Raw genomic sequence first — 2,011 nt, 5'->3', positions numbered from 1 at the left:
GTCGTCCCGGTCGACGACGTCGAGGCGCCGTGTCAGCACCGCGTTGCTCTCCGTGCGGATTTCGCGCGCCAAAGCCTCGAGCCGGTCGGTGCGACGCGCCCCCAGCACGAGCTTCGCGCCGGCCGCGGCGAGCTCGCGGGCGATGCCGGCCCCGATGCCGCTCGATGCGCCCGTAATGAGGATCACCTTTTCCAATGTCAGCTCCTGTGGCTGGCCGCGTCATCGCGGTTGCTCAGGAGATAGACCGGCCCCATTGTAGCCGGTAGCCACTCATTTCTTTGCAGGGCGGTAAGTTCCTCTAACCAATCGGTCTTACCTCGACGTCCTCGCCCTGTTTGCCCTCGTGGCCGAGGAGCGGCGCTCGAGCTTGGCGGCGAGAACGAGCGTGGAGGTCAGCAAAAGCGCGGCGTTGAAGGGATGGAACGCCAGCAGCCCTGGGCCACCGAGAGCGAGGGCGACTTGGATCATGTAGAGGAGGCCGGTGAGGCCGGCCGACCAGGCGAACCCCCTGATTCGCGCGACGGACAGGCTGCTCCCCACCAGGAGGAGCACGGGCAGCGCGGCCAGGCCGCCGACGGCGCCGTGCAGCTCCCAGGACGTCCCGCCGAACAGAGCCTGGCGGGCCAGAAGGAACTGCGCGCTCAGGACCACGAAATGGCCATGGGCGAACCAGAGGACGAGGCGGTGGTGTGCCGCGATCGAGATCGCGAAAGGTGTCGTGATCGAGGCTGGTCATGGCTCGGGCCGCCTTTTCGGCGCGCTCGTCGGCGGGCGTGCTCGCGATGAAGGCGGCGAGGGCGTCGCGGTAATCCTCCGCGGCGGCCCCGAGCGCCTCCGGCTCCAGCCGGTCGGCGCCATAGACGATGTTCGGCTCGTGCCACGGCAGGCCGCAGCGATGTGCGGTGGCCTCGAGCGGCGTGAGGATTTCGCCAAGCGTGTAGAAGTTCTGGCCGTCGCGCTCGTAGACCGCAGCGACGTTGCCGGCGGTCGCGGCCACCATCAGGGGCGTCCCGACGAGTCGATCGCCCTCGGTCGCGGCGGGGACGTAGTACATCCGGGTCAGGACGGCGTCTTGCCAGGCCTTCAGCAGCGCCGGGGTGGAGTACCACCGAATCGGGAACTGCAGCACGATTCGGTCTGCGTCCAGAAGACCGGCGGCTTCGGCCGCCGCGTCAGTGTAGATGTCGATCCGCATATCCGGATATCGGCGCTGCATCTCGACGACTTCGACATCCGGCAAGGTGCGCGCGGCCGCGGCCAGTGCTGCATTCGCCTTTGATTCCATGGGATCTCCGTGAAAAACTAAAACAAATGTCTTTGACATCATGGCCTCCTCCGTGCTCGACGACTGAGCTCGATGTGAGGCATATCCCAAAACCCCTCAAATCGAAGTTTCGTATGCATGATTATCGGTGACAGCGATAAAGGGGCGCCCGAGCGTCAGTCTCCCCTCTCGACATCGCGAAGCGGTCTCCGAAACGAGCTCAGCCGATGCGCCGGCCTTCGTCGGCCCGTCCGGCTTCGATCGGCTCTGCCCGAGCCGTGCGGCCCCGGTCCAGCCGCGACCGGCGCGCAGGATCTGGCGCCTCGGCTCCGGCTGCACGGCGCGCGCCGATGTCTGCCACCGCTCGGTCGACGAGCTCGAACTCGCCGACGTTCTGACGATCTTGGCGATGATCGCGGGCCTGGCGAGCACCTTCCCGTCTTTCCAGTGCCAATAACCGCCCGGGCGTCTGCACGCTGCGACCATTGAATGCCCGCGCGACCGTCGACGTGGAGCCGCGGACTAGCCAGACGGGGCTCCACGGATCGGCCGAGTGCTCGACGAGATGCACTCATCGGCGTACGTCCGCCGCGCGGGACGCGTCCTTTTGCGCCGATTCGGCGACCGCCAATGGGACGAGTCGGCGGCTTCGGGCCGAGGCCGTGTGGAAACGCCCTCGAATATGCTAAGCTTCAGCTCTCTACACGGGGAGCTTCGGGATGGGGCGTTTCGTCGAGGGCCAGGATC

At 66.9% G+C, this 2,011-nt stretch carries 3 protein-coding genes; all 3 read right to left on the bottom strand.

Annotated elements, in window-relative coordinates; translation table 11 throughout:
* Positions 1-201: SDR family NAD(P)-dependent oxidoreductase (locus tag IEX89_RS24055; protein WP_188915834.1), on the bottom strand; the 201-nt coding region annotated here is incomplete at its 3' end.
* A 97-nt stretch (positions 202-298) separates the two neighbouring features.
* Entirely contained in the window at positions 299-1,327 is a 1,029-nt protein-coding gene (locus tag IEX89_RS24860) for an NAD(P)H-dependent oxidoreductase (protein WP_244645676.1), read from the bottom strand.
* A gap of 157 nt (positions 1,328-1,484) precedes the next feature.
* Positions 1,485-1,835, bottom strand: coding sequence for a hypothetical protein (locus tag IEX89_RS24040; protein ID WP_188915833.1), 351 nt, complete (start codon positions 1,833-1,835; stop codon positions 1,485-1,487).
* Positions 1,836-2,011 lie beyond the last annotated feature (176 nt).

Source organism: Salinarimonas ramus, assembly GCF_014645695.1.
Classification (GTDB): Bacteria; Pseudomonadota; Alphaproteobacteria; order Rhizobiales; family Beijerinckiaceae; genus Salinarimonas; species Salinarimonas ramus.
Note: the sequence above shows the minus strand (reverse complement) of the source record. Positions and strands in the feature narration are given on the sequence as shown.